The organism is Rothia nasimurium (assembly GCF_928381705.1).
Lineage (GTDB): Bacteria > Actinomycetota > Actinomycetes > Actinomycetales > Micrococcaceae > Rothia > Rothia nasimurium_G.
The window spans coordinates 1-20,782 of record NZ_CAKMSR010000003.1 but is presented as its reverse complement, the minus strand read 5'-3'; the positions used below and the strand labels follow the sequence as shown (position 1 = coordinate 20,782).

Annotated in this window: 19 protein-coding genes and 1 tRNA gene; 8 read left to right on the top strand and 12 right to left on the bottom strand. The window is 57.9% G+C overall.

The window, feature by feature from the left end:
• Positions 1 to 164: 164 nt before the first annotated feature.
• The 4 genes from L6762_RS03395 to coaE all read right to left on the bottom strand — a co-directional run bounded on the left by L6762_RS03395 (position 165) and on the right by coaE (position 6,362).
• Positions 165 to 1,373: an MFS transporter gene (locus L6762_RS03395; RefSeq protein ID WP_237185585.1), complete on the bottom strand. Its 1,209-nt coding sequence runs from the start codon at positions 1,371 to 1,373 to the stop codon at positions 165 to 167.
• 78 nt (positions 1,374 to 1,451) lie between these two features.
• A complete protein-coding gene (uvrB, locus tag L6762_RS03390) occupies positions 1,452 to 3,596 on the bottom strand; it encodes an excinuclease ABC subunit UvrB (protein ID WP_237185584.1) in 2,145 nt (714 codons plus the stop codon).
• 85 nt (positions 3,597 to 3,681) lie between these two features.
• Entirely contained in the window at positions 3,682 to 5,514 is a 1,833-nt protein-coding gene (locus L6762_RS03385; protein WP_237185583.1) for a BCCT family transporter, read from the bottom strand.
• Between the two features lie 230 nt (positions 5,515 to 5,744).
• On the bottom strand, positions 5,745 to 6,362 hold the full coding sequence (coaE, locus tag L6762_RS03380; protein ID WP_237185582.1) for a dephospho-CoA kinase: 618 nt from the start codon (positions 6,360 to 6,362) through the stop codon (positions 5,745 to 5,747).
• Positions 6,363 to 6,450: 88 nt separating this feature from the next.
• On the opposite strand from coaE, the gene L6762_RS03375 reads away from it, so the two are divergent.
• Complete coding sequence (locus tag L6762_RS03375) at positions 6,451 to 7,140, top strand: IMPACT family protein (RefSeq protein ID WP_237185581.1); 690 nt, start codon at positions 6,451 to 6,453, stop codon at positions 7,138 to 7,140.
• Here L6762_RS03375 and L6762_RS03370 read toward each other — a convergent pair.
• The 3 genes from L6762_RS03370 to polA all read right to left on the bottom strand — a co-directional run bounded on the left by L6762_RS03370 (position 7,137) and on the right by polA (position 13,688).
• On the bottom strand, positions 7,137 to 8,753 hold the full coding sequence (locus L6762_RS03370) for an inorganic phosphate transporter (protein ID WP_237185580.1): 1,617 nt from the start codon (positions 8,751 to 8,753) through the stop codon (positions 7,137 to 7,139). The two genes, L6762_RS03375 and L6762_RS03370, sit on opposite strands and share 4 nt — an antisense overlap.
• Before the next feature lie 325 nt (positions 8,754 to 9,078).
• Entirely contained in the window at positions 9,079 to 10,539 is a 1,461-nt protein-coding gene (gene rpsA / locus L6762_RS03365; protein ID WP_237185579.1) for a 30S ribosomal protein S1, read from the bottom strand.
• A 329-nt stretch (positions 10,540 to 10,868) separates the two neighbouring features.
• Positions 10,869 to 13,688, bottom strand: a complete 2,820-nt coding sequence (polA, locus tag L6762_RS03360; RefSeq protein ID WP_237185578.1) for a DNA polymerase I — start codon at positions 13,686 to 13,688, stop codon at positions 10,869 to 10,871.
• 78 nt (positions 13,689 to 13,766) lie between these two features.
• On the opposite strand from polA, the gene L6762_RS03355 reads away from it, so the two are divergent.
• The 3 genes from L6762_RS03355 (at position 13,767) to L6762_RS03345 (ending at position 15,771) form a co-directional block, all read left to right on the top strand.
• The gene (locus L6762_RS03355) at positions 13,767 to 14,195 is read left to right on the top strand and encodes a PaaI family thioesterase (RefSeq protein WP_237185577.1); all 429 of its coding nucleotides are present in this window, start codon (positions 13,767 to 13,769) and stop codon (positions 14,193 to 14,195) included.
• Positions 14,196 to 14,310: 115 nt separating this feature from the next.
• Positions 14,311 to 15,579, top strand: coding sequence for a dicarboxylate/amino acid:cation symporter (locus L6762_RS03350; RefSeq protein WP_237185576.1), 1,269 nt, complete (start codon positions 14,311 to 14,313; stop codon positions 15,577 to 15,579).
• 24 nt (positions 15,580 to 15,603) lie between these two features.
• Positions 15,604 to 15,771 carry a hypothetical protein gene (locus L6762_RS03345; protein ID WP_185173005.1) on the top strand — a complete coding sequence of 56 codons (168 nt, stop codon included), beginning with the start codon at positions 15,604 to 15,606 and terminating at the stop codon, positions 15,769 to 15,771.
• 123 nt (positions 15,772 to 15,894) lie between these two features.
• Here L6762_RS03345 and L6762_RS03340 read toward each other — a convergent pair whose 3' ends face one another.
• Positions 15,895 to 16,509, bottom strand: coding sequence for an ANTAR domain-containing response regulator (locus L6762_RS03340; protein ID WP_237185575.1), 615 nt, complete (start codon positions 16,507 to 16,509; stop codon positions 15,895 to 15,897).
• Positions 16,510 to 16,717: 208 nt separating this feature from the next.
• On the opposite strand from L6762_RS03340, the gene L6762_RS03335 reads away from it, so the two are divergent.
• Positions 16,718 to 16,797, top strand: a tRNA-Leu gene (locus L6762_RS03335).
• A gap of 128 nt (positions 16,798 to 16,925) precedes the next feature.
• Here L6762_RS03335 and L6762_RS03330 read toward each other — a convergent pair.
• Together L6762_RS03330 and L6762_RS03325 are read right to left on the bottom strand one after the other, a co-directional pair.
• Entirely contained in the window at positions 16,926 to 17,147 is a 222-nt protein-coding gene (locus L6762_RS03330) for a hypothetical protein (RefSeq protein ID WP_237185574.1), read from the bottom strand.
• Positions 17,140 to 17,322 (bottom strand): hypothetical protein, encoded by a 183-nt coding sequence (locus L6762_RS03325; protein ID WP_237185573.1) that lies wholly within the window; start codon positions 17,320 to 17,322, stop codon positions 17,140 to 17,142. Before L6762_RS03325 ends, L6762_RS03330 begins: the two co-directional genes overlap by 8 nt.
• Positions 17,323 to 17,931: 609 nt before the next feature.
• Here L6762_RS03325 and L6762_RS03320 point away from each other — a divergent pair.
• The 3 genes from L6762_RS03320 to L6762_RS03310 are packed head-to-tail and all read left to right on the top strand — an operon-like array spanning position 17,932 to position 19,194.
• Entirely contained in the window at positions 17,932 to 18,231 is a 300-nt protein-coding gene (locus L6762_RS03320) for a helix-turn-helix domain-containing protein (RefSeq protein ID WP_237185572.1), read from the top strand.
• A gap of 5 nt (positions 18,232 to 18,236) precedes the next feature.
• Positions 18,237 to 18,953, top strand: coding sequence for a hypothetical protein (locus L6762_RS03315; RefSeq protein WP_237185571.1), 717 nt, complete (start codon positions 18,237 to 18,239; stop codon positions 18,951 to 18,953).
• On the top strand, positions 18,940 to 19,194 hold the full coding sequence (locus L6762_RS03310) for a hypothetical protein (protein WP_237185570.1): 255 nt from the start codon (positions 18,940 to 18,942) through the stop codon (positions 19,192 to 19,194). Before L6762_RS03315 ends, L6762_RS03310 begins: the two co-directional genes overlap by 14 nt.
• Before the next feature lie 79 nt (positions 19,195 to 19,273).
• Here the strand turns inward: L6762_RS03310 and L6762_RS03305 are convergent, their stop codons facing one another.
• Both L6762_RS03305 and L6762_RS03300 read right to left on the bottom strand, forming a co-directional pair.
• Entirely contained in the window at positions 19,274 to 19,996 is a 723-nt protein-coding gene (locus tag L6762_RS03305) for a hypothetical protein (protein WP_237185569.1), read from the bottom strand.
• 20 nt (positions 19,997 to 20,016) lie between these two features.
• Complete coding sequence (locus L6762_RS03300) at positions 20,017 to 20,400, bottom strand: PH domain-containing protein (protein WP_237185568.1); 384 nt, start codon at positions 20,398 to 20,400, stop codon at positions 20,017 to 20,019.
• Between the last annotated feature and the right edge of the window lie 382 nt (positions 20,401 to 20,782).

Below are 20,782 nucleotides of genomic sequence, written 5' to 3'. Positions count from 1 at the left end.
TGGGAGCCTTTCTTGTGGTTGGGGTTTGCCAAAATCCACAAGTCTCTCCCACCACCGCTGAGGGGTGGTTTCCTGCCCCGGTTGGGCGCCTTCGATCAACGTGCTGACGATGCAGGAATTAGTGGGATACTCCCTTGCTCGGTCTACAACTATAACCCATCTTCTTACTTTTGAACAGACGCACGGGCATCCCTCAGGCCGAGCAACAGGGCACATGCCAGCAGAAGGACGGCCGCGCCCGTCCAGGCAGCGGTAAAGCTAGTTGCCTGCGCGGCGGCTCCGATAGCAAGAGAACCCAGCCCGGTTCCCACATCAAAGTGGGAGTTCCAGGCGACAGAGGCGCGCTGGGTGGCGTCCGGCCCACCGGCGTCCGTCAGGGCACGCACCATGGTGACAGACTGTAGGAAGCCGTAGCCAAAGCCGATGAGCGTTGCCCCGGCCAAGAGGAAGATGATGGAGGGCAGGCTTGCACCGTTGCCCCAGCCGACCAGAGCCACACCGAGAGCACTGAGCGCCAGGACGGGTGTCATGAGCAGGCGGGTGCCGAAACGGTCGGTCAGTGAGCCCCCGTAGAGGCGGGTGGGAGTTGCCAGGGCACACAGTAGCAGTAGGGCACCGGTTGCCAGGGTGGCAGTGGGGGCGATTTCGGTAGAGAAGGTCATGAAAGCACCGCCAACGCTGGTGACCAGAGTGAGTGTTAACAGGGCAGGCCAGATGCGGGCGATAATGGTGGCTGTTGAAGTGACAGGAGCGGGTTCGCTCCCCTGCTGCCCGCTGCGCTGTTCATCCATAAAGTGATCAACCAGTCGCCCCAGCTGTAGGGCAAAAGGTGCTGCGATGGCGGCAATTGCTCCGGCCGAAATTACCGAACGGTAACCGAAGGTTTCAAGAGCCCAGGGGGCAACGGGTGTGAAGAAAAGCTGAGCACCAGCTGCCGCTAGTCCGTAGAGCCCGACAGCCCGCCCCCGGTACTCGACGGGAATGAGGTAGGACATAGCCGATGAGCAACAGACAGTGACAATACCGAAGCCGATACCGCGCAGACCCGAGGTAACAAGGACGTTGAGCAGATCGGGGCTCAGAGCCTGAATGAGGGAGGGCAGCCCCATAAAGAGGGTACCCACCGGCAGCACGAGCGCCCAGGAGAAGCGGCGAGTGAGAGCGGGGACGCTGAACTGGGTGGCTACGGTGACAGCCATGAGTACCGCGTTGGTGGCACCCGCACCCAGGGAGCCTGCCCCACCTGCGAGCGCCCAAGCCGGTGAGGCAGGGAGCAGGATAGATAGGCTGCAAATGGTCAGCCCGAAGGTAAGCAGAATCTGGGGCATACCCGGCATGCGGGCGACGCTGGGACGCGCGGTTTTCTGGCTCATCGAACCTCCCGAGGTGGTGCTGACACAAACTGCACCAGTCTACACTAAGCCCGCGAGCTTCTAAAGACCCCCGGGTGCTTAGGCGTGCCCGGCTTCCTGCATAGCGCGTAGTTCCTTCTTCAGATCGGCAATTTCATCGCGCAGGCGACCCGCCAGCTCAAACTTGAGCTCTTCAGCGGCCTGCATCATCTGGGCGTGCATCTCTTCGATTAGACCCAGCAGGTCTTCGGCGGGAGCTGCCGCAAGGCCGTCCTGGCGTACCCGGGCTTCTGCCTTCTTGAAGAGCTCTTCGGCTTCGGGGCTGGTCGCCGCGTACTTGCTGCTCTTTTTGACCGGAGCCAGCTTGCCCGATGCCCCCTTGCGGGCGGCAAGGAGCTCTGCGGTGTCTTCTGACTCGCGGGCCAGGGTGTCGGTGATGTCAGCAATTTTCTTGCGCAGGGGCTGGGGGTCGATGCCGTGCTCGCGGTTGTAGGCCTGCTGAATCTCGCGGCGGCGGTTGGTTTCGTCGATAGCGGTGCGCATGGAGTCGGTGATTTTATCAGCGTACATGTGCACCTGACCGCCCACATTACGGGCGGCTCGGCCGATGGTCTGAATCAGTGAGGTGGTGGAGCGCAAGAAGCCCTGCTTGTCAGCGTCCAAAATGGCGACCAGGGAGACCTCAGGTAGGTCTAGACCCTCACGCAGCAGGTTGATGCCCACCAGCACGTCGAAGACGCCCTGGCGCAGCTCGCTGAGTAGCTCCACACGGCGCAGGGTATCAACATCGGAGTGCAGGTACTGCACCTTAACCCCGTGTTCCAGCAGGTAGTCGGTGAGGTCCTCAGCCATACGCTTGGTCAGGGTCGTGACCAGCACGCGTTCGTCGCGCTCTACCCGCACACGGATCTCTTCGAGCAGGTCGTCGATCTGCCCCTCGGTCGGCTTGACCACGATTTCGGGGTCGACCAGGCCGGTGGGGCGAATAATCTGCTCCACTACCCCGTCGGCCTGGGCCAGCTCGTACTTACCGGGGGTAGCTGAGAGGTAAACGGTCTGGCCGATGCGGTCGAGGAATTCCTCCCACTTGAGGGGGCGGTTATCCATGGCTGAGGGCAGGCGGAAGCCGTGCTCGACCAGGGTGCGCTTGCGGCTCATATCGCCCTCAAACATGGCACCGATCTGGGGAATGGTCACGTGGGATTCGTCGACAATGAGCAGGAAGTCATCGGGGAAGTAGTCCAGCAGGCAGTGCGGGGCTGTGCCGCGAGCGCGCCCGTCGATGTGGCTGGAGTAGTTTTCGATGCCGTTGCAGAAGCCCATCTGCTCCATCATCTCAAGGTCATACTGGGTGCGCATGCGCAGGCGCTGGGCTTCAACCAGTTTGTTTTGAGACTCCAGCTCCTGCAGGCGGTCGCGCAGCTCGTCCTCGATGGACGCAATGGCTCGGGCCATGCGTTCGGCGCCGGCGACGTAGTGGGAGGCCGGGAAGACGTACATTTCGGTTTCTTCGCGGATGACGTCGCCGGTGAGCGGGTGCAGGGTGTAGATAGCTTCGATTTCGTCGCCGAAAAACTCGATACGGATCGCGTTTTCTTCGTACATGGGGATGATTTCGACGGTGTCGCCGCGGACGCGGAAGGTGCCGCGGTGGAAGTCTAGGTCGTTGCGGGCATACTGCATGGAGACAAACCGGCGCAGCAGCTCGTCCCGGTCGATTTCTTCGCCCTGTCGCAAGGTCACCATCTGGGCAACGTATTCTTCGGGGGTGCCCAGGCCGTAGATACAGGAGACGGTAGCAACCACCACAACGTCGCGGCGGGTCAGCAGGGAGTTGGTGGCAGAGTGGCGCAGGCGTTCGACTTCTTCGTTGATGGAGGAGTCTTTTTCGATGAAGGTGTCGGTCTGCGGCACGTAGGCTTCGGGCTGGTAGTAGTCGTAGTAGGAGACGAAGTACTCAACAGCGTTGTTGGGCAGCAGCTCGCGCAGTTCGTTGGCCAGCTGGGCAGCCAGGGTCTTGTTTTGCACCATAACCAGGGTGGGGCGCTGGACGGCCTCAATGAGCCAGGCAGACGTTGCAGACTTACCGGTGCCGGTGGCACCCATGAGCACGATGTCTTTTTCACCGTTCTGGACGCGCTCGGTCAGCTCCGCGATTGCCTTAGGCTGGTCGCCAGCCGGCTGATACTCAGAGACAACTTCAAAAGGTGCAACGACGCGGTTAATTTCTTGGGCAAGGCTCATGCCCTCTACCCTACCGAAAAACCCCCGACAAAACTAGAACATATGTACTAGTTTCATCGGGGGCTAACAAGCGGTCGCTCAGACCTTACTTCTTCGGGTCGATATCGGTAGCGGGCAGGTCACCGGTTACCACAGCGGTGTGGGTGCCCTGCTCTTCAGCCGGCTTGGAGGCTGCCTTCTTCGCGGCGGCGTCCTCAGCAATATCTTCGGCCGTTACCACAGGAATCTGACCGGTATTGGGAACCAGACCCTCGAACTCGGGTTCGGTGCCCAGCTCGTACTCGGGGCGAATAGTGACCTCTTCAATCGACGAGAAGTCTTCCTGAGCACGGCGGTGGTATTCCTCGATGGGGATAACCTGCTTCCACTGGCGGGTGCGCATGGGAGGCAGTTCACCGGCGTCCTCGCGCAGGGCGCGCACCAGCATCCACATCTGCATGAAGCCGATAAGCCACACCGGGAAGCCGATCACAATAATGACGTTCTGCAGGGCGGTCAGACCGTTATCGCCTGCTGCTACCAGGATGGAAGCCGATACAACGCCGATGGAGGCAGCCCAGAAAATACCCTGCTTCTTGGGGGCCGGGTCCTCATGTCCGTTAGCAATCGCGTCCATGACCAGGGCTGCTGAGTCAATGGAGGTGATGAAGAAGATGGTAATCACCACGAGGGTCACCGCAGCGACCAGCTGGTAGAGCGGGAAGTGGCCCAGGAACTCGAAGAGGGCAGCGGGAATGTCGCCTTCTTCCACTACGGTCTGCACCAGGGTTCCGTTTTCATTGCGCTCGATATTGAAAGCGCTCAGGCCAAAGACACCAACCCACATCAGGGTAAAGGTGGTAGGGGCAGCCAACACGCCGACAACAAACTGACGGATGGTGCGGCCCTGAGAAATCTTGGCAATAAAGAGGCCAACAAAGGGCGCCCAGGTCACGGTCCAAGCCCAGTAGAAGACCGTCCAGGAGCCAATCCAACCGGTATCTGCAAAGGCGTCGTTGAAGAGCATCATCACGGGCAGCTTCTGCAGGAAGTAGCCGGCTGACTCGATGGTGCCCAGGGTGACGAAGCGGGTTGCGCCGGTCATCAGGATGAAGATCATCAGGGAAATAGCCAGCAGAATGTTGATGTAGGACAGGCGCTTAACGCCCTTATCCATACCCATCAGCACCGAGGTAATACCGGCGGCAGTAATCACAGCAACGATAGCGGCCTGAATCCAGCCACCCAGGGGCACACCGTACATGATGCCCATACCCGAGTTGATCTGCAGAGCGCCCAGACCCACCGAAACCGCAATACCGAAAACGGTAGAAACGATGGCAACCGAGTCAATGGTCTTACCAATAGGGCCGTGGATGCGCTCGCCCAGCAGGGGCTGGAAGATGGATGAGACGCGCGGGGGCAGCTTGCGCTTGTAGGTAAAGTATCCGAAAGCCAGGGCGGGAATAGTGAGAATAATCCAGACGCCCAGGCCGATGTGCCAGTTAGCAATAGCGAGTGCTTCGAGAGCCGCGTGATCCGACTGGGGCTCTACCCCGTCGTAGGGCGGGTTGGCGTAGTGGGTGATGGGCTCTGCCGCGCCCCAGAAGAGCAGGACGGCGCCAACACCAGCTGCGAAGAGCATACCGAACCAGGCAAGGCCGGAGTACTCGGGTTCAGCGTCGTCATCACCGATTTTGATGCGGCCAAAGCGGCTCATCGCCATGTAAATCAGGAAGAAAAAGAAGATGGCGATACCCAGGGTGTAGACCCAGCCCAGGTAGGTGATGATGAAGTCAGAGATAACACCAATGCCATCTGACATGGCCGTTGGGAAGATCATCATCAGCAGGGTGAAGACGATGATAAAGAGTGCAGATGAGAAGAAAATGACGGGGTTGGTTCGCAGCCCCAGTCTGTCGTGTAGCTTGTTCAGCACAGGATTATCCCGGTGGAAGTATGTGTGTGACCGTGCGGGCCCCTTGCATCCACCGCCCGCACAGCGGCTGCCCGGTCTCTGGGCAACGTATCAATGATAAGCGGGCTTGGGGTTGTTTTCCAGGAGAGGTAAGTCTACTTGATTTTTATACTTTTCCTTGTTCTCGCCTGTTTCCACTGGTCACAACCGGGTTTTTTAGACCAAAAGTTCAAATACTCCTTGCTAAAAATTTATTCATGTAACGAACCGGCTGTGATTTTGGCAAAGACCTCGCGCACCTGCGCAGCGGTGCGCTCTAAACTTCCCGAGTTATCAATGACCCAGGTGGCAATAGCCCGGCGCTGCTCGTCGCAGGCCTGCGCAGCAATGCGGGCGCGGGCGTCCGCCTCGCTCATACCGCGCATCTCAACCAGGCGGCGTAGCCGCTCCCCGTGCTGCGCCTCCACCACAATCACCGCATCAAAGTCTGCCGCCTGGCCGGTCTCGGCCAGCAGGGGGATGTCCTCAACAATAACGGCGCCCTCCCCCAGCTTCTGCACCGCCACCTCACGCTGCCGCGCAGCTTCAGCCCGCACCGCCGGGTGAACGATGGCATTGAGCTTGGCGCGGGCGTTCTCATCAGAAAAGACCAGGGAGGCCAGGGCAGCGCGGTCAAGCTCCCCATGAGGTGCCAAGATACCCGACCCAAAGACGCGGACGGTCTCAGCCAGCACCTCCTGCCCCGGTTGCATGAGCTGGCGGGATATAGCATCAGCATCAATCAGCACAGCACCGCACTCCACCAGCATCCTCGCTACCGTTGATTTACCCGACCCAATACCACCGGTCAGACCGATACGCTGTACCACAGGCGTCCTTTCCTCTCGTCACCGGGCAGGTGCCCGAAGCCTACCACCAGCCTACGCGCCCTGCCAGCTGCACACTAGAATAGACACCATGACTGATGAAACCCGCGCTAACCGCTACACCGTACTCGCCAGCCGAGACCAAACCCGGCACCTGCTAGAAATTAAGCGCAGTGAGTTCATCGGCTATGTTCAGCGCGTGGAAACTGAAGAAGAGGCCCGCGCTTTTATTGAGTCCAAGCGCAAGACCTACCACGATGCCCGCCACGTCTGCTCTGCTTTTATTATCGGGGCAGACCGGCAGACCCAGCGCTCCAACGACGACGGCGAGCCCGCCGGCACCGCAGGGATTCCCATGCTCCAGGCCTTGTTAGCCCGGCGCACCGAAGGACGCGACGGTGAAACCACCGACCTCTCAGATATTTGCGCTGTAGTGGTGCGCTACTTTGGTGGTATCAAGCTGGGGGCTGGCGGTTTGGTGCGCGCCTATACGGACGCAGTCGTCGCCACCCTGGACGCCGCTCCCCTCGTTCCCCGCGAACGCCTGCGACTGGGCACCGTCACCGCTTCCCACGCGGAGGCCGGACGCTTCGAGAACGACCTGCGCGCGCTGGGCTACACGGTGCTGGGTACAGATTACACAGCCAGCGGCGCCCACATCACCCTGGGCGTTTTTGATGACGCAGCAACCCGCGCCCAAACAGAAACGGCCCTGGCCGAGCTGACAGCCGGCGCAGGGCACATTTCGTGGGGTGAAACCCAGTGGGTTGATCTAGCCTAGAAGATTGCTGAAATAGCCAACACGCCTACCGAGCCGATAGCGGCTGAGATGGGCAGGGTGATAATCCAGGCAAGGGCAATGGGTCGCATGAGCTTCCAGTTAGCTGAGCGGTTGACGATACCGACGCCCAGCACTGCACCGATCAGGATGTGGGTGGACGAAACGGGCAGACCCAGAACAGATGCAGCCATAACCACACCGGCAGCGGCCAGCTCAGCGGCAAAGCCCGATGAGGGGTGCATCTTGGTCAGGCCGTGACCAACGGTAGCAATCACGTTACGGCCAACGAACCAAAGACCCACAATCAGGGCGATACCGAAGGCCACCAGCGCGGGCATGGGCACAACGGCCTCGTCACCAATGGCACCGGTCTTGAGCACATCGAGAATCGCCACGAAGGGGCCGATAGCGTTGGCGATGTCGTTGGCACCGTGGCTAAAGGCGAAGGCAGCTGCGGTAAAGACCTGCAACCAGGCAAAGATGGTAAAGGTGGCGCGGGAGAGTTCCTGCTTCTGCAGGCTGCGGGCGAAGACTGAAACACTCACCCAGGCGATAGCCGCAACCATCACCATAATCATGACGTTACCCATGGTTGAGATACCCAGCTCCAGGTTATCCAGACCCTTGAAGAGCAGCATGGCTGCAATCAGAGCCGCACCGAAGGCAGCCAGGATAGGCACATAAACCTCAAGTGCCCGGTGGGAGTCAGCACGCTTAGCCTTCTGGTCAAGCTTGTGCACCTGGCGGTAGTACTCGCTCTCAGGGGCCTCAGGGTCAAGCTTCTTGAGCTTGAACTTCTTCTTGCGCAGCATAGCGTTGGAGTAGGCGTCCTGCTGCAAGTCGGTAATGCGCTGGAAGCCGTCGTGCGGGGTGTGGGCTGCGCGCTCTTCTTCCTGGTGCTTCTTGATTTCGAGCATGGCCGCATCGACCTTCTCGTTGTAGCCCAGGATGTACTTCTTGATAAAGCCAAAGAGAACCCAGGCGAACAGACCACCCAGGAGCGGCGAAAGAACCCAAGAAATGGCAATCTGACCAATCTTGTTCCACTGCACCATGTCCATGCCGCCGGTGCCGGTGGTGAAGCCGATGGTCAGGGCCGCACCCACGATACCGCCGATGATGGAGTGGGTGGTAGAGACGGGCCAGCCCATCTTGGTGGCGACCAGCAGCCAGATAGCTGCGCCCAGAAGGGCTGCCATCATGATGTAGACGAACTGCATGGGGTCCAGGTCGATAGCACCCAGGTCGACGATGCCTGAACGCACGGTGTCGGTCACCGAACCGCCAGCGATCACAGCGCCCGATACCTCGAAGACAGCCGCGATGAGCAGGGCCTGCTTGATGGTCAGGGTACCCGCGCCCACGGAGGTTCCGAAGGAGTTCGCTACGTCGTTACCGCCGATGTTGAAGGCCATGAAGAGACCCAGGAGGACGGCTGCGATAAGGACGAGGGTGCGAGCTGACTGGTCGACGTAGTTGAGGGACCAGAGTGTAAAGAGTGTCAGTGAGACAGCCATGAGGCCGCCGAAGGCGAGGTGCCACCATTTGTCGGTGGTGTCTCGTTGCAACGCGGGGGTTGCGAGATGTGAACCCGAATTCGCGCTGGAATCCACGAGTCCCCCTTTGAGGTTGTGTTCATACGGTCTTAAGGCAAAATTTGAGCCCTGTTAATAGTCTGGGGAAAAGGTTAACGCAAGGTTAACTAACCCTAGCCTGAGCATGAACTATAGGCATGACGCCCGCCTCTACGCCCTCGCACGCACGTTGCACCCTACAGATAAGGACCCCTCCCACCCGAAGGTGGAAGGGGCCCTTGATTGCTGTGACTAATTCAGAGAATTAGTTGCCGGTCAGCTTCTTGCGGGGATGGAAGCGAAGATTCCGAGCGCGCGAGGAAATAAATCTTCGCTGGAATCGGAACTCCGCTTCCTTCACCTACTAGTTGCCGGTCAGCTTCTTACGGAGTTCCGCAAGTGCCTCATCGGAAGCCAGGGTGCCGGTTTCGGCAGGCTTCTCGGATGAGTATGAGGTGGGTGCAGCTTCGGCGGGAGCGGACGCGGGGGCAGCAGCTGCTGCTTCTGCGTCGGCTTCGAGAGCCTTAGCAACCTGTACCTTGTGAGCTTCCCAGCGAGCCTGGGCGTCAGCGTACTGCTGCTCCCATGCTGCACGCTGGGTTTCGAAGCCTTCGAGCCATTCGTTGGTCTCGGGGTCGAAGCCCTCGGGGTACTTGTAGTTGCCTTCTTCGTCGTACTCTGCAGCCATGCCGTAGAGAGCGGGGTCGAACTCGGTGGACTCGGGGTCTACACCTTCGTTGGCCTGCTTCAGTGACAGGGAGATGCGGCGACGGTCGAGGTCGATGTCGATAACCTTGACGAACAGTTCGTCACCGACGGAGACAACCTGCTCTGCCAGGTCCACGTGGCGAACGGCGAGTTCGGAGATGTGGACGAGGCCTTCGATGCCGTCTTCAACGCGAACGAATGCGCCGAAGGGTACGAGCTTGGTGACCTTACCGGGTACAACCTGACCCAGTGCGTGGGTGCGAGCGAATGCCTGCCAGGGATCTTCCTGGGTAGCCTTCAGTGACAGTGAGACGCGCTCACGGTCGTGATCAACTTCGAGGACCTCAACGGTGACTTCGTCGCCAACTTCGACAACCTCTGAGGGGTGGTCGATGTGCTTCCAGGAGAGCTCGGATACGTGGACGAGACCGTCAACGCCGCCGAGGTCAACGAAGGCACCGAAGTTAACGATGGAGGAGACAACGCCGGTACGAACCTGGCCCTTTTCGAGCTGGTTGAGGAAGGTTGAGCGGACCTCTGACTGGGTCTGCTCGAGCCATGCACGGCGTGACAGAACAACGTTGTTGCGGTTCTTGTCGAGCTCGATGATCTTGGCTTCGATTTCCTGGCCGATGTAGGGTGCCAGGTCGCGGACGCGACGCATTTCGACGAGTGAAGCGGGGAGGAAGCCACGCAGGCCGATGTCGAGGATAAGACCACCCTTGACGACCTCGATGACGGTACCGGTAACGACGCCGTCTTCTTCCTTGACCTTCTCGATGTCGCCCCAGGCGCGCTCGTACTGTGCGCGCTTCTTGGAGAGAATCAGGCGGCCTTCCTTGTCTTCCTTGGTGAGGACAAGAGCTTCAACGGTGTCACCAACAGAAACAACTTCGTCGGGATCTACGTCGTGCTTGATGGAAAGTTCACGTGAGGGGATGACGCCTTCGGTCTTGTAGCCGATGTCGAGCAGTACCTCGTCGTGGTCAACCTTGACAACTTCGCCTGAAACGAGATCGCCGTCGTTGAAGTACTTGATGGTTGCGTCGACTGCTGCGAGGAATTCTTCTTCGTTGCCGATGTCGTTGATTGCAACCTGGGGAACGTTGGTGCTCATAGAGAGTAGGGCTCCAATATGGATAGTTTTCTAGGTCAATACAGGCAGGGCCTTACTGGGTCCCGCGGTGTAGCTTGTGGCTGTGGGCGGGGTAAGGTCCGCATGGTTCTCTGTATTGAGCGTTGATACGGACAATATGGTGTGCGGGTGCGGCGCACGCCAAAGCGGGCACTGTACACGCACAGATTCAAGTCTAGGGCGCGTGCGGGTGCCGGTCAATGGTTTGGTGGGCGTTTTCACCGCGTGTTCACGGGAAAGTGGGGTGATGTTGGTCTTAACCCGCGCCCGGGTGTGTTGCACCGGCGTCCGCGCACCTTTTGCCCGCCCTGCTAGTGCCCTGCCTCGTGCCAGGAGCGGCCCCAGCCAACCTGGACGTCCAGGGGGACACGCAGGGAGGCGGCCCCGCTCATTTCTTCAACCAGGATTGCCTCGGCGAGCTTTTCTTCACCCGCGGCAACTTCGAGGATCAGTTCGTCATGCACCTGCAGCAGCATACGGCTGGCGAGGTTTTCGCGGCGAAGGCGCTCGTCGATGTTGATCATGGCGATTTTGATGATGTCGGCGGCAGTTCCCTGAATGGGCGAGTTGAGGGCTGCACGTTCGGCGGCTTCGCGGCGCTGACGGTTGGACGAGGCCAGGTCGGGCAGAGCGCGGCGGCGGCCAAACATGGTCTCGGTGTAGCCGGTCTTGTGGGCCTCGCGCACGATGGAGCGCAGGAACCTGCCGACCTTACCGAAGCGCTGGAAGTAGTTGGTGCGCAGGCTGGTCGCTTCGTCCACACTGATCCCCAGCTGCTTTGACAGGCCGAAGGGTGAGAGGCCGTAGGCAAGGCCGTAGCTCATGGCCTTTACCTTAGAGCGCATCTCGGGGGTCACGTCTTCTGGCGTTACCCCGAACACCTCTGAGCCGACGAAGCGGTGCAGGTCCTCCCCCGCCTGATAAGCGGCGATGAGGTCTTCGTCGTCCGACAGGTGCACCATGATGCGCATTTCAATCTGGGAGTAGTCGGCGGTCAGCAGGGTGGTGTAGTCGGTACCGTCAACCGGTTCGGGGGCCACGACAAAGGCATCGCGGATCTTGCGTCCTTCTTCGGTGCGAATCGGGATGTTCTGCAGGTTGGGGTCGGTTGATGAGAGGCGACCGGTAGCCGCGACGTTCTGCTGGTAGGTGGTGTGGATGCGGCCGTCCGCGGCGGTTGCCTTGCCCAGCCCCTCAACGGTCTGCTTGAGCTTGGTGTAGTCGCGGTAGGTTTGCAACTCGCCCAGGAAGGAGGCCCCCTGGCTTTCGGGGTCTACCTGGCCGAGGATTCCCGCAAGCGAGTCGGCGTCGGTGGAGTAGCCGCTTTTGAGCTTGCGGGTGGTCGGTAGGCCTAGCTCGTCGAAGAGGACGCCCTGCAGCTGCTTGGGGGACGAAAGGTTGACCTCGTGACCCAGAATCTCGTAGGCCGCTTCGGTGGCGCGGGTGACGTGTTCGCCGTAGTAGCCCTTGAGTTCCGAGATGGCGCTGGCGTCGATTGCTACACCGGCAATTTCCATGCGGGCCAGGGCGGACGCAGCCGGCAACTCAATTTCTTCATAGAGGCCGAGCTGGTTTTTGGCAACCAGGTCAAGGTGTAGGGCGTAGGCCAGTTCTTGTACGTGGCGGGCAGCAAGGGCCTGATAGTCGGTATCAACGGCAGGTTCGAGCGAGAAGAGCTCCCCCTGGTCTTCCTGTTCAGGGGCGGCCGGGTAGGTCTGCCCCAGGTAGTCGCGGGTGAGGTCTTCGAGCATTTCGCGGGGGCCGCGGCGACGGGCGGTGGGAATGAAGCCACAGACGTAGGAGGAGAGCACCGGGTCTTCGATAACGCCTGCCAGGGGCAGGTTATGGGCCGCAAGCGACTTAAAGTTCTGCTTGACATCGAAGGTAATTTTGGGGGCGGACGCATCCCCCAGCCAGGTACGCAGGGCCGCGCGGACGCCGTCCGCCTGCTTCTCAAAATCAAGGTAGGCTGCGCGGGCACCGGCAACCAGCATGAGGCCGTGCAGGGCCTGGCTGTGGGCCAGCCCCTTTTCACCGGCCTGCTCATCAACCACGGGCCAGAGGGTGATGGCCTGCGCCAGACGTTCAGGTACTTCAACCGACCGCTCAACCGCCGCGAGCGCTTCGGGGGCAGCTGCCAGGAAGGCGGTGAGGGCGTCCGCGCTGGTGATGGTTTCTACCGCTTCAATATCAATCTCAACCGCAGGTGTAGTTTGCTGCATGCCCTCAAAAAGCTCAGCGACGCGCTTGCGGATGGAATTGAACTCTAGGTAGTCAAAGAGCTCTTCAAGCTCCTCAGCGTTAGGGCCGTAGCCCTCAGCATCATCGAGGGTCACCGGCAGGTCAAGGTCGTCCACCAGGCGATTGAGGCGGCGATTGCGCAGCACATCATCGATATGCTCGCGCAGGGCCTCACCCTTCTTACCCTTAATCTTCTCGGCATTATCCAGCACGCCCTTGAGGTCGCCGTATTCGTTAATCCACTTGGCGGCAAAGCCAGGGCCCACGCCGGGCACGCCCGGCAGATTGTCTGCCTGCTCGCCGGTGAGGGCAGCAAGATCGGGGTAAAGGTGAGGTGCAACCTTATACTTTTCCTCGACGGCAGCCGGGGTCATGTAGCGGATGCCCTTGGTAGGGCCGGTCGTGACCGGGTACAGCACAGTAACGGTATCGGTCACCAGCTGGAAGGCATCGCGGTCACCCGACACAATCTGCACCTCGAAGCCAGCCTCCCGCCCCTGACGGGTGTAGGTTGCGACGATATCGTCAGCCTCATAGCGCGGCAGGGTCACCGAAGGAATATTCAGGGCCGCCAGGGCCTTCTGAATCAGCTCAATCTGACCAAAGAACTCCTGCGGGGTTTCATTACGCCCACCCTTATACTCACCGTATTCCTCGGTGCGGAAGGTTCCACCAGAGAGGTCAAAGGCCACAATAATGTGGCTGGGCTGCTCATTTTTAATCAGAGAAATCAGGGTTGAGAGGAAGCCATGAACCGCATTGGTGTGCTGGCCCTCAGCGTTCACAAAGACATCCACCGGGGTGCCGTAGAAAGAACGGAAAGCCAGGGAATGCCCGTCAATGAGCATGAGCTTACCGGGTGCAGGTGCAGAAGTTTCAGGTCTAGTCATCACGCCTACCATCCTACCGCCTGCCCCTGCCCTACGATTGAAGGCAGACAATCTCCCCCTATTTTCTAAGGAGCACCCATGACCGAGACCCAGGAGCAGGACGCCCGCTACCAGCAGATACTTGAACGGCTAGGCGCGGGGGCCCTGGCGCAGAAGCTGGGCATCACGATTCTGGAAGCCTCCCCCGAACTGACCGTCGCCACTATGCCGGTGGAGGGCAACACCCAGCCGGTGGGCCTGCTTCACGGGGGCGCCTCTGCCGCCCTGGCAGAAACCCTGGGGTCTATCTCTGCCTTTCTTTCGGTGGCCGAGCAGAAGAAGGCTGCTGTGGGCGTTGATTTGAACATCACCCACCTGCGCTCGGTTCGCTCCGGCACCGTCACCGCGACCTGCCGGGCGGTCAAGCTGGGCCGCACCGTCTGCGTCCACGCCATTGATATCAGCGACGAAGCTGGCAAGCTCATTGCTACCGCCCGCATTACCAACAACATCATCGACCTGTCCTAGCAATCTCCCCCTAGCCCCGGCGTCCGCCCCTTAACTCCGGGCACCCCTGGCGGCACCCTGGTAAACTGGCAGTCCGTGCAAACGCACACAAGACCACACAACACCAAGGAACCCCATGAAGAAGATTCCTCTGCTCGTGTGGATTATCGTCGCAATCCTCGGCGGTATCCTCATCGGTGCTTTCACCCCCGGCCTCATCTCCGGAATCAACGACGCCCTGGGAACAGCCATTCCCACCGACTTCGTCGTCCAGCTCTTTGTCTCCTTCTCCACCGTCTTTAGCGCCTTCCTGAGCTTCGCGATTCCGCTGATTATCATCGGCTTCATCGTGCCCGGTATCGGCTCACTGGCCAAGGGCGCAGGCAAACTGCTCGGCACCACCGTAGGTCTCTCCTACGCTTCATCTATCGCAGCGGGCTTCCTTGCCGTGACCGTGGCCCACTTCCTCTACCCCATCATCCTTAGGGGCCAGCAGCTCACCGCCTTCGAAAACCCCGAAGAAGCCCTCTCAGCCGGCTACCTGGAATTCACCCTTGACCCCATCATGTCGGTCATGAGCGCCCTGATTCTGGCCTTCATCATGGGCCTGGGCATCACCGCCCTGAACAGCAAGAACATGCTGAACCTCTTCCAGGACTTCCAGACCATCATCGAAAAGCTCCTGGGCTACGTCATCATCCCCCTGCTGCCCGTCCACATCGTCGGCGTCTTCGCCAACATGACCATGGCAGGCCAGGTCGGCCAGATTCTTGCGGTCTTCGGCAAGGTCTTCATCATGGTCATCATCCTGCACTGGGTCATGCTGGCTATCCAGTACACCGTCGCCGGCGCCGTCTCCAAGCGCAACCCCATCACCATGCTGCGCGGTATGCTGCCCGCCTACTTCACCGCAATCGGCACCCAGTCATCAGCCGCCACCATCCCCGTGACCGTGGCGTCCGCTAAAAACGTGGGTATTAAGGGCAAGATCGTGGACTTCGCGATCCCCCTCTGCGCCACCATCCACCTCTCAGGCTCCATGATCACCATTACTTCCTGCGCGGTTGCCGTGGTGTACATGACCAGCGGCTCCCTCAGCTTCACCGCCATGATCCCCGTGGTTCTGGTTCTGGGCCTCATGATGGTTGCAGCCCCCGGCGTGCCCGGCGGCGCCGTGATGACCGCTATCGGCCTGCTCCAGTCCATGCTGGGCTTCGATGAATCCATGATTGCCCTGATGATCGCCCTTTACCTGGCCCAGGACTCCTTTGGCACCGCCACCAACGTCACCGGCGACGCCGCTATCGCCTCACTCACCGAGCGCGTGGCTAAGGCCTTCGGCGCGGACGAGGACGACCTGCCCGAGACCGACGAACGCGACGGCAGCCTGGCAGCAGCCCACTAACCTCCAGTTCACGAAAGGCCCACCATGACCGCACGCCGCAAACTCATCGGCAATATCTTCCTGGTACTGACCCTCATCTTCACGGTGACGGCTCTGAGCCAGGGCGGCCTCTGGTGGGCCGCTGTGACCATCAGCGCCGCCATTACCCTCTGGGGAATCGGAACTAAGAGTGACCACAAGGACGCCCTCTAGCACCACGAAGCAGGGGCGGACGCCTACCCCACCGGCAGGCGTCCGCCCCCTTCTTTTGATACAGCAAAGCCCGCTCCAGCTTCACGCTGGGGCGGGCTTTGCTATAGGCTGCGGGGTAACCCCCTACTGCACCTGCTTGACGATGGTTTCTGCCACCTCTCGCATGGACAGACGGCGGTCCATGGAGGTCTTCTGAATCCAGCGGAAGGCCTCAGGCTCACTGAGCCCCATCTTGGTCATCAGCAGGGACTTAGCGCGGTCGACCAGCTTGCGGGTCTCAAACTGCTCCTTGATGCTGGTGACTTCGTCTTGGAGAGCCCGAATCTGCTCGTAGCGGCTGATGGCCACCTCGATAGCGGGAATCAGGTCGTTGGGGGTGAAGGGCTTGACCACGTAGGCCATGGCACCTGCCTCAGTGGCGCGGTCCACCAGCTCTTTCTGGCTAAAGGCGGTGAGCAGGACGACCGGGGCCAGCTGCTGCTCGCTAATCTGACCCGCTGCTTCGATGCCGTCCATGATGGGCATGTTGACGTCCATGAGGACCAGGTCAGGACGGTGCTCTTCGACCAGCTCTACAGCCTTCTTGCCGTTGTCGGTTTCGGCAATGACGTTAAAGCCCTGGTCTTTGAGGATTTCGACGATGTCGAGGCGAATCAGCGCCTCGTCTTCAGCGACGACGACGGTGCGTGCGGGCTGCTGATCGTGGTTCTCGGGCTCCTGGGTGGTCTGCTCTGACATACCCTGCTCCTTAGGTCGTTTCAGCGTTTAGTTGAGGTTCGCTATCTATTTTCGCACGCGCACAACCTTGTGGGCGTGCATGCAACGGGTGACGGTGCGTACCCTCTTCGGTTCCTATCTTAGTCGGGGGCGGGCCCTTTCTTCCAGGGTGAGGGCCGATTGGCTTTTAGCGGGCAAAAACGTGTATTGTAGAAGAGCTTTCGCACTTGCCCAAGTGGCGGAATTGGCAGACGCGCCGCACTCAAAATGCGGTTCTTCGGAGTGTGGGTTCGAGTCCCACCTTGGGCACTACAAAACGCCTCGTCAGAGCGATACAAACCCTCTCCCGTTGACAGGAGAGGGTTTTTTGTTGACACGAGCACCATAACCTCGCTGAGAATCCGAATATTGCCCCGTCGTAACCAGGTAGATAACCGCTATTTCTCACTTAGTTCCGTTTTACTTGCAGGACGACCTGCTCCGTGTTTTTCCCGATAGGCTTTATCCCAGGTTTCAGCAGTTTCTGGAAGCCAGCATTCACGCCCTCCAACAGAGATAAAGTCAGCCGGTGGTAACTCACCTCGCTTGTATAGCCCTTGCTTAGTAAGACCTAGGAAGGTGGCTAGCTCGATGGTGCTCACGATGACGGTCTTAGCCATTTCGACCGCCTGCTTTGAGATGCAGTGCCAAAGTTGCCGAGTTAGCTGCTGCCAGCACACCCCAGAGAATTGCCATACCGGAGTTACCCTGACCTATCTGCATGATGACCAGTATTACTGATAGCACCAGAATGGCTACATTGAGAGCTATCAGTGTTTTTCTATTCTGCTTCATAGTGTTTCCTTTCTGCCCTTCCTATCCTTGCTATTGTGGCGCAAGATGAGGGCTATTCCCCGCAGCACTAGCGCCAGGACAAAGAGCCCGATTGCAATCCCGCAGAGAACCGGGTGTCGAGGATAAAGCCAGATGGCTACGACCAGTGCAAAGGTATAGAAAATAGTTCCATAGATTTTGGTGTGCATGATGTTTATGGTTCCTATGATGTTGCAGGGCCCGGTTCCGGGATAGGTGGGATATTTCGAAGCCAAGGTTTCTTCGATTTTCTTCTAGGCCCTGAGAACTAACACTATTCGGCGATTGCTTATTTCGGCGAAATCTGGCTCGATGGAGTGATCGGGTGCGTCAGCACACAAGAGCGAACGGAATCCGCCGCAAGGCGGGGCATGAATCTCCCCTGTGAGCGCTAGCGAACCGGGCGGTTGCTTATGTTCGCCCGAGGTCGCAAGCCTCAAGACCAGGAATCAAGAACCGTAAAGTAAAAACGTCTTCCTGAATGGATATAACAATATCCATTAATCATAAACAGTACACCATGACGGAAATAAAACCATCTCTTATTGCTCAGTTCTGGCAAAAATATATCCACTAAGGCAAAATAGAACCATGACCCTACCAACCTTTACCATCCTCGACCGCCTACGCAAAGCACGAGAGCACGTCGACCTTACACAAGCGGCGTTCGCAGAAAAGGTAGGCGTATCAACAGTCACATACTCCCGCTATGAATCAGGCGCTCGCAGTGTGCCCGACGAACTAATCGAAAGAGCCGCGGAAGCTACCGACATCCCCCTTGAATGGTTCTATCAGGACGACAATACCCAACCCTCTGCCGCCCCCCTGGGTGACCTGCCCACCTCTCTCACAGTCCAGTGGACCCCCGGTGGGATTGAAGTCGCTAAGTAGATAAGATGGCAAATTCTAGATGGCGCTGGCTATACCCACTTGGAGTGACACTCTGGTTCATTGTTGCGTTCGCGATTAGTATCAACATCATTGTTTGGTTCTTCACGTCTGTTGTTGACCTGGAATCAGAGCAGTGGCGACTTATCGGTGAGATTTCAAGGAACACAAACGCTCTAGCTGTCCTTGCAGCAAGTGTTGCTGCCTGGATTGCATGGGGAACAAATAAAGCTCGAAAAGAAGAGGCAAAACGAGCTGACTTCAAAGATCGCATCCAATGGGCAGTTTCACGCTTCGACGGTAGCCCCTCATTGGAATCGATGGCTGCTGGGAAGATGATTGACCAGTTCGCGCAGGATAAAGGTTTATCTGCAAACGATACCGAGCTAGCAATAGAGTTGGCAGATCATAAGAAGTTCATAGAACAAGATGTGTGGCGAAGAGTCGAAGTTCTCCTGAACTCTATAAATTCTTCCCACGTCAAACTGAAAAAGCTATTAAATGATAATCGTATCTCAGACTTAGCTGAGACCGTTAGCCCTGCTCAACTTGCACAATTCCAACGTGAACTTGCTCAAAAGAACCTCGATTACTTGCTTAGTTCTGTAGAATCTAGAGAAACAGAATCCGTTGCAAGCTTGAAAGTGTACCAGGCTTCTTTAGATAGCTGGATTCAGCTACTTGAAGATCTCATTGCTGGGAGGTGGAAGAATGACTCAAACTGATTACAATGCTCACTCGCTTGAGGCAGCAATGAACGCCCTCAGGGAAGAGAACGCAAAAAATCTGACCTACTGGGAGGAAGCTAAGCCACGTCTGCAAGCAGAACATGAAGAGCGGATGCGTAAAAGCCAGCAGATAATTGATGATTTGAACGCTCGTTCCCAAGAGATTCAGCGATACGAGCAAATGGGGACATTGGGTAAGTTCTTTTACCGCCTGTTCCACCGGCCAGCTTGGCTCTAGATTCTATAACGTAGGAAAGCCCCGGCTCACTCATGAGAACCGGGGCATTTGTGACGTTCTTCAGGGTACTCGATGTCTATTACTCAGCATTAGGGCGGTTTGTGAAGGCTATCTTGATTACTTGCTCTTCAGAGGTAGACTGCTTGATCCCATCAAAATCTTTCCATCTGACTGAAGTCCCAAAGCCTTCTAAATTCCAAGGTAATAGGTCGTCAAATTGGTTCGTGACTTCTTGAAAGTAACGATAAAGCCTTTCTTGGAGCTCGGTATGCAGGTTCCATGTAGCTGTTTCTCCGCCGCTGAGTTCAAGAGCTTCGTATGAACTAAAGTGCCCAAATGCCCTCACGCTTACGCATACTCTGTAGGCACTGCCGATTCCTGTGTTTGTAAGCTGAATCTGCCAATTTGGCACTGTGATATACATGTTAGGGACGTTTGTGCAGCGTTGCCTAGTTTCAGGGTGCAAAGGTACTAAAATCCATTCTAGAGAGATGAACCCTCTCCCCAATTCCCTTTCATATGATTTGCGCGTGTAATCGTTGGTTTCACGCGATAAAGCGTTTGCCTCCTTAGAGATTTCAAGAGATTTGGCACCATACCCATTTGCATCTTGGGCAATCCGGTTAGCTTCTTTAGCAGACTTAGCCGCAAGCTCGGCAATCTCATTGGCTTTGTTAGCAGCGCGAGTCTGTTTGAAAGCAAAAAATAGCGCCCCCAAGGCCACAATGAGCGACAGTAGAGAAAAGACGTTGGCGCTCACGCCACTGTTGAAGAAGGACAGAATTTGTTCCAAATTATCCACCAGTAAACTCTCTGAGCGGGTTAAAGACCCCCTAAGATACCTGCGCTGATAAGCTGGTCGATACGGCGAATGTCGAGCCCCTTGCGAATCTTGACCTTGATGTGCCCTACGCGGGTCCAGAGCTCAAGCTCTTCGTCGCGGTCGAAAGTGCCTGCGTTCTCTGAAGACCACATATCGATGGACTTATAAGGCAGAGAGTACATCTCAATCTTCTTGCCAGTAAGCCCCTGAGCATCACGCACAATCATGCGCTTGTTGGTGAAGGTCGCGGAGTCGCGAAAGGTCTTAAATGAGGCCACAGGTTGTTCCCCTGGGGCTAGGATTTCACCGATGTTGGCAGGGTGCGGGCATTCGCTGATAAGAGTCCAGGCAAGGATTGCGCCGGTGCTGGGGGAAAGTGCCATTGTGGCTCCTTAGATAGTGGTAGATATGACTGTCATTAAACTTACCGATTAGCTGAGCTCATTTGTTGCACATCATGAATAACGATTCCCATCAACTTGCTCGCGACGGGCTTTCCAAGGCTCATCCGATGCTCTGAGTCAACTCAGACAGCTCAGCGAGTTCGATTTAGAGAGCTTGCATGGGGCTTAGCTTTATCGGTTATCCTAATCAATTCAACGAACGACTACATTAGAAGCATAAATACTATTTATCACTGATATGTACTGGCTTTAGTTCCGACAATTATAAGACCACTAAAGCACCATCAACCACCTCCTGCGGAGTCCGATAACCAAGACTCTGATGCAACCGACCAGCATTCCACCAAGCAACCCAAGACGC